Source organism: Ruegeria sp. BHSC223, from assembly GCF_059613025.1.
In genome coordinates this window covers 20909-27629 of record NZ_JBXWRR010000027.1, presented here as the reverse complement: position 1 = coordinate 27629, position 6721 = coordinate 20909, and the positions used below count along the sequence as shown (strand labels likewise).

Annotated in this window: 5 protein-coding genes; 3 read left to right on the top strand and 2 right to left on the bottom strand. The window is 60.4% G+C overall.

The genetic code is table 11. The features are described 5' to 3' along the window. On the top strand, nt 1–298 hold a 298-nt coding region (locus tag AC2FNY_RS20550), incomplete at its 5' end, for an enoyl-CoA hydratase-related protein (protein WP_496803607.1). Between the two features lie 4 nt (nt 299–302). Further along, nucleotides 303–1937 carry an acyl-CoA synthetase gene (locus AC2FNY_RS20545; protein ID WP_234166152.1) on the top strand — a complete coding sequence of 545 codons (1635 nt, stop codon included), beginning with the start codon at nt 303–305 and terminating at the stop codon, nt 1935–1937. 91 nt (nt 1938–2028) lie between these two features. Here the strand turns inward: AC2FNY_RS20545 and AC2FNY_RS20540 are convergent, their stop codons facing one another. Both AC2FNY_RS20540 and AC2FNY_RS20535 read right to left on the bottom strand, forming a co-directional pair. Beyond that, the gene (locus AC2FNY_RS20540) at nt 2029–3096 is read right to left on the bottom strand and encodes a phosphatase PAP2 family protein (protein WP_496803606.1); all 1068 of its coding nucleotides are present in this window, start codon (nt 3094–3096) and stop codon (nt 2029–2031) included. Between the two features lie 25 nt (nt 3097–3121). Further along, nucleotides 3122–5023: a tetratricopeptide repeat protein gene (locus AC2FNY_RS20535; protein ID WP_234136163.1), complete on the bottom strand. Its 1902-nt coding sequence runs from the start codon at nt 5021–5023 to the stop codon at nt 3122–3124. Between the two features lie 183 nt (nt 5024–5206). Here AC2FNY_RS20535 and AC2FNY_RS20530 point away from each other — a divergent pair, with 183 nt between their 5' ends. After that, entirely contained in the window at nt 5207–6592 is a 1386-nt protein-coding gene (locus tag AC2FNY_RS20530) for a S8/S53 family peptidase (protein ID WP_234136162.1), read from the top strand. Nucleotides 6593–6721: the final 129 nt, after the last annotated feature.

The following is a 6721-nucleotide window of genomic DNA, read 5'->3' as shown; positions in this document are numbered from 1 at the left end:
GTTGACCGGAGACATGATCGCTGCCGATCGTGCCGCGGAGATCGGATTGATCAACCGTTCGGTACCCGCGGATCAACTGCGCGGCGAAACCATGACAATCGCGGGCAAGATCGCCGCGAAATCATTGATGACGCTGGCCACTGGCAAACGCGCGTTCTACGAACAGCGGTATATGCCCCTGACGCAGGCTTATTCCTACGCATCGCAGATGATGGTCGACAACATGCTCGCCCGCGATGCCGAGGAAGGCATAGACGCATTTATCGAAAAGCGCACACCGCAGTGGCAGGATGCCTGATCCGATGACACCCAATCCCTACAATACCGACCTTGACCGCACTCCGGCAAACCATCAGCCACTGACCCCGCTGACCTTTCTCGAACGAGCCGCGAGTGTTTTCCCTGAGCACACCGCGATCGTGCACGGATCGCTGCGGCGCAGCTATGCCGCGTTCTATGCCCGCTCGCGACGGCTGGCCTCGGCCCTGACGCAAAGCGGGATTGGGCGCGGCGACACTGTTTCGGTGCTGCTGCCGAACACGCCGGCGATGCTGGAATGCCATTACGGCATACCGATGAGCGGCGCGGTGCTGCATTCGATCAACACCAGACTGGACGCGGCAATCATCGCTTTCCAGCTCGACCACGCGATGTCGAAACTGGTGATCGTCGATGGCGAGTTCATGCCGCTTTTGCAGGCGGCTCTGGCGCTCGCCAAGGTCACGCCACGGGTCATTCAAAGCGACGACCCGGAATTCGATGACCCCCGAAACCCTGTCGTTGCCAATGATTACGAGGCCTTTCTAGCAAGCGGCGATCCCGAGTTCGACTGGCTGATGCCCGAAGACGAGTGGGACGCGATCTCGATCAACTATACCTCGGGAACCACCGGCGACCCCAAGGGCGTCGTCTCGCATCACCGGGGCGCGTATCTGCTGGCCCAAGGCAACGCGCTGACCACTTCGATGTCCAAGCACGCCGTCTATCTGTGGACACTGCCGATGTTTCATTGCAACGGCTGGTGCTTTCCCTGGACGATGTCTGTCATCGTCGGAACCCATGTCTGCCTACGTCAGGTCAGGGCCGAACCCATCTGGAACGCACTGGCCGATGAGGGCGTCACGCATCTGTGCGGTGCACCGATCGTCATGTCGCTGCTGATCTCGGCCCCCGATGACGTGCAGCGCGCGCTTGACCGGACGGTACAGTTCTTTACCGCCGCCGCCCCGCCCCCCGAAAAGCTGCTGGCTGACATGCAGCAGGCCGGTTTCAACGTGACACATCTATACGGGCTGACGGAAACCTATGGGCCCGCCGTGGTCAACGATTGGCACAAGAGCTGGTCCGACCTGCCGCCCGCGCGCCAGGCGACGCTGAAGGCGCGCCAGGGCGTACGCTACCTGCCGCTGGAGGGGCTTGACGTGCTGGACCCGGACACGATGAGGTCGGTGCCACGCGATGGCGTGACCCTGGGCGAGGTCATGTTCCGCGGCAACGTGGTGATGAAGGGCTATTTCCGTAACCCCGAAGCCACGAAAAAGGTCTTTGCGGGCGGTTGGTTCCACTCCGGCGATCTGGGCGTTGTGCATCCCGACGGTTACATACAACTCAAGGACCGCTCCAAGGACATCATCATCTCGGGCGGCGAGAACATCTCGTCGATCGAAGTAGAGGAGGCGCTCTACCGCCACCCCGCCGTCGCTGTCGCCGCAGTCGTCGCTATGCCGCACGAGAAATGGGGTGAAACCCCATGTGCCTTTGTCGAGCTTGCCCCCCGACAGGCTGCCGACGCCGAGACGCTGCGCAACTGGTGCCGCCAGCACCTAGCCCCTTACAAGGTACCGGGCAGGTTCGTCTTTGCCGCGATTCCCAGAACATCGACCGGCAAGATCCAGAAATTCGTCCTGCGCGAGCAGGCGCAGGATCTGGCCGGCTGAAAGCGACATAGAACAGACCCAGAAGCGCCCTGGGCCGGTGCAGATCGCCTGCGTCGGCCCGACCACCAAACACCCTTGCCGAGCGAGACCATCAGCTCCCGACGTTGGCCATGTCACTCCATTCCAAACTGGCCCGCTTGAGCAGGCCATTGACGGTCAGATCTCCAACTGTCGGGCAGGCTTTCATGATCGTAAGAGCGGCCTGTGCCAGCCGCTTGCCCGCCTCGCTGTCGGACGGAAAGTGCACCCCTAGAACCTCGCGGTTTCGGGCGATGCGTGAGGCCATGTCGTGCAGGGCGTTGCGTGTCTGACCACCCTGATGCGTGACCTCCAGTATCTTGTTACCTGCTGCATCCCGCATCACCTCATCAAGGCAATGGGCGACAAGCCAGGCCTCGGTCGCATGGGCGCTGGGATAGGCGGGATGTTGTGGAACGTCGATCGGCGGCAGCAACCCTGGATGCAATTGCGATGGGCGTGGACGTTCAAACCTTTTCTTGAAATGAAAGGCGAGGAACTGCGCTGACGCCAATGCCAGATGACACAGGCGGAAAGTGTACGGATGGGACAGATAACTGAACGGCAAAACTCCCTGGAAATAGCCGATCAGCGTGTCGCGTTGCTGCAAGGCTTCGTCAAGCACTCCGCTTCGGTATTCGATGAGTCCCACAAGCTCTTTCAGCTCATCGTCAATCCGCCAACTCACGCCACCACCGAAATTCGTCACGTCCGTTGAATTGTTGGCCGTGCGCGCAGGATCAGGCAGGGAGAGGCTCGTCCAGTCCGGGCGGCCCGACCCGTCCGAATCCAAAGCGGCGAATTCGGACAGGAACGCCACCGCCTCATTGCCGGGTGACCAGTGTCTGAAAGTTGCAGATTTGTAGAATTTGTAGATCGCGTGCAGCCGAACGGGGTCGCCCCCGCCGTCGGTCGCGACCGGGTGGGTCGGAGGCCATTGGTTTCCCGGCCACCAGCGGTCTTCGACTGGCGGGGTGCCACCGCCATCATGCGCCGTGTGGGGAGAGATACCGAGACCAAGGTAACTCGGACTGCCACCATAGCCCGCATCGCCACGGGCATCCCTTGCATCGCGTGCATCTCTGGCGTCGCGCGCATCCCGCGCGTCAAACGTGCCCAGCCTTCCTGTCGGTGTCGGCATCCTGAAGTCCCCCTTCACTACATGGTCACTCTGGCACGCCTGCTTGCCCAAGGCGCGTACAAAACAAATCAACCAGCCTTGGATCGCTGTAGTGTCGATGCGTCCTGCGGTAGTTGGAAACCGAAAAGCCGGGTTCCAGTTCCAGAAGCCGCGCGACCGATTTCTGCGCGTTCTGCAACTGGCCAGCCGCGACCTGCGCAACGGCCAGTGTCCGCAGCCCGCTGGTATAGCGCTGATTTTCCGCCAGCCCACGCGACAACCACTTGATCGCGGTCGGGTAATTGCCGGCGTCGTAATGTACTGTTCCAAGAAAGGTATAATAGACGAAAAGGCGCTGATCGAAGGGTGAGAGCCGCAGCGCCCGCTCTGCTGCGGCTATGGCCTCGTCTCTACGCCCGACACTCGACAACGTAACGCTGGACAGCAACCAGGCGATTGAACTGCTGGGATTGGCCTCACGCGCGCGGTCGAGATAGGCAATCGCGGTCTCGAAATCACCGAAGAGATAGGATTGAACATGCCCGTAGGTGGCCAGCGCCAGCGCATCTTGAGCATCCAGACCGATCGCTTTCTTAGCAAGCGTGTTCGCTTTACCCGCGTCCGCCTGAGGGTCCCGTGACCACCCTTGTCCGACATTCAGGCTGTACCACCGAGCCAACCAGGCCAACGGAGAGGAAAAGCTCGGATCGGCGGAAATAGCATCTTCAAGATGGTTTCGTGCTTGCTCAAATGCGTTCCGTTCCAGGTCTCCGATCAGGTCAAGCGCCTTTAGGTAACTGTCATAGGCGTTAAAGGAGGTGGGTTTCTTGCGTAGCGTTCTGCGCCGTTCTTCCGCCAGCAGGCTTGGCAGCAGGTGTACAAGAGAAGATTCGACAATCTCGTCCTGAATGGCAAACAGATTGCTCTGCTCGAAATCGCGTTGCAGACTGGTCAGGTTCCGGCCGATTTCCGTATCCACCAGCTGGGCCGAGATGCGGATATTTTTCCCCAACCGCCATAGGGTCCCACTGATAAGATACCGCGCACCCAGTGCCTTTCCGATTGACATCGGCTCAATCGCCTGCCGACCGAAAGCCAAAGTGGACGACCTCGAAATAACGATCAAATCCCGATGTCGCGACAGTTGAGAAACGATGCCTTCCGAAATCCCCGCAGCAAGGTATTCATCCGCCTGATCGCCGCCTGAATTGGCGAAGGGCATCACCGCGACAGATGGCAGGTTCATGCATTGGCCGGTATCTTCCAACGCGTATCGTGCATCCGGCACCAGTTCATATGCGGGAACCGTCACCCCCAACTTGCGCATTGGCAGACGCCCCAGCGTCCGGGTTTCAAACTCGCTGTTGCCGGATATCGTATCCTGCACAGCTTGCGTCAGGATGATGCCACCGGCGCTGGCGAACTCCTGCAACCGGGCAGCAATGTTCACCCCGTCCCCCAATAGGTCGTCTCTGTCGCGAAGTACCTTGCAGTAGTTCAACGAAATTCGTAGCGACAATCCCTGCCGGCGCTGCCTGGCCCTGATCTGCAAATCCCGTCCCCATCGCACGGCCGCGACCGGATCGCCGAATGTCGTAAGGATACCGTCACCCGTCAGTTTCACGAGGGTACCGCCATGTTGCTGCATCAGCGGCAAAACGACCTCGTCACGGAGATCCGTCCAGCGATAGAACGTTCCCTCCTCGTCGCTGTGCATGAGCGCGGAGAAGCCGACCACATCGACGAAACCAACACAGACTTCGAGTTGCTTGGCGGCTTTCTCGCCATTGGACCTCAACGTGGATGCCGGGGTTAACTCCGGTTCTTCAGCTCCAAGTGTTGGCGTTTTGGTCTCGGACTCAGGCTGAGCCGCACCACCAGATTTGACCGGCGCCTCAGGCTCCGGTGAAATCGACTTTTCGGTCATTTGGAAGTGACCGTTGCTCAAATCAATCTCTCCTATGGGTGCATTATGTTACGATTCGCGATAAAAGTTAACTGTGAGCCGGAGATGGCGCGGACCAAACCAGACGCCACAGATGACCGGACAGCCATCAGTTCGCGGGCCGGAGCTTGGCGGTCGTGAAACCGTTTCCCTGTATCGGCTGCCGTCATCCCGGACGATGGAGGTATGGCTGTGGCACTCAAGTTGTTTCTGTTCGATCGGAACCAGGAAAGCCTGAAATCCAACCTTTCGACGCTTGGATATGATCTGGCAGACTTGGTGAATACATATGGCTTGCCCGGGTTCGTCTTGCCTTCCGATCAGACCAACAACCCCTGGAGGCCCTTTGATCGGAACGGGGCCGTGATGCCGGATTCTCCCGGAACCGGCATCGGTTTTGGCATTCCCTTGTTGCTGCCCGATGAAGTCACGGCGCGCGGTCTTTTAAAGGATTTCAGGGACAAGGCGGTGGCCGCAGGCGATCCAGAGGCGGCGCGGGTATTGGGGATCGAGTTGGAACCGACCACAATGAACCTTGCACCGCCCAGTCAGCATTGGTGTGCCGGTCACGGCATTGGCATGACGTTCGGCACCCGAAGGGCGGTGCGACGCTTGATCCAGGCCAATGCTCTGGTTGGGCACGGATTGAACGGCAAGGGAACCAAAGTCTTTGTTGTCGACCGAGGGTTCAGCAGGGATTATGTCCACTCGCTCGGCGGTACTTTCGGCGGTGGTCTCGGTGTCGACAAAGACGGCATCACCGCCTTGCCGGGCAGTGGCACCGAACCTTATCTGCCATTGCCATTGCGGCACGGGTCGATGTTGCTTCGAACAATGACCGACCTGGCTCCGAACGCCGAGTTCTTTGACCTGCCGCTATTGCCGACACGGATCACCGATGTCGACTATTTCGCAATGCGGGCCTTGTTTGCGTATCTGGCGATGGAATGGTTCTTCCTGTCCGAGAATGAAAACTGGGTGATCCTGAACGCCTGGGGGATCGTGGACCGCTTTGCCGAGCGCATCAGGGGGGAATATACCAACAATCCCGACCACTGGCTGAATGTCCTTGTCGCCTCGCTCGGGCGCCGGCATGATATCGTGTTCGCGGCCGGAAACAGCGGACAGTTCTGCGCGGACCCGCGCGCACCCGGCTATGACCGGGGCCCGGGGCATAGCATCTTTGGCGCAAATGGCCTGAACGACGTAACCAGCGTTGCGGCGGTGCGCTGCGACGGGGGGTGGATCGGCGCCTCATCCCAGGGGCCGGGACCATCGAATTTCAACCCCGATGGCGGCCTGGTCGACAAGCCCGATCTCAGCGCGCCGAGCTGGTTCGTGGAAGACGGCGATGCAACGTTGCGTAGCGGCGGCACATCCGGGGCATCCGCTGTCGTTGCCGGAGCCATCGCGGCGCTGCGCAGCGGTTGGAGCAACACGGCACTATCGCCGACACAGATGCGTTCGGCCCTGCGTGCCGGGGCGCGGAAGGTTTCAGGCCCAGGTTGGAACCGAAGAACCGGAGCGGGCCTTTTGAGGCTCGGGGACACCATCGCAGAGCTGCCGGGCTGATTTGCTCCGGTGCCCGAAAGGAAGCGTCCCGGTTGACGAAGGTTCCCGCACCGTCGCCCGTGCAGGCGTCCCACTTCCTTGCGCTGCCGCAAGCCGCAATACCCTGATACGCCCGCGGCCAGAGGCAGG

Coding starts and splice junctions, on each gene's coding strand:
- AC2FNY_RS20540 (WP_496803606.1), bottom strand. CDS start 3,096: ATGCCGACACCGACAGGAAGGCTGGGCACGTTTGACGCGCGGGATGCG.
- AC2FNY_RS20545 (WP_234166152.1), top strand. CDS start 303: ATGACACCCAATCCCTACAATACCGACCTTGACCGCACTCCGGCAAAC.
- AC2FNY_RS20530 (WP_234136162.1), top strand. CDS start 5,207: ATGGCTGTGGCACTCAAGTTGTTTCTGTTCGATCGGAACCAGGAAAGC.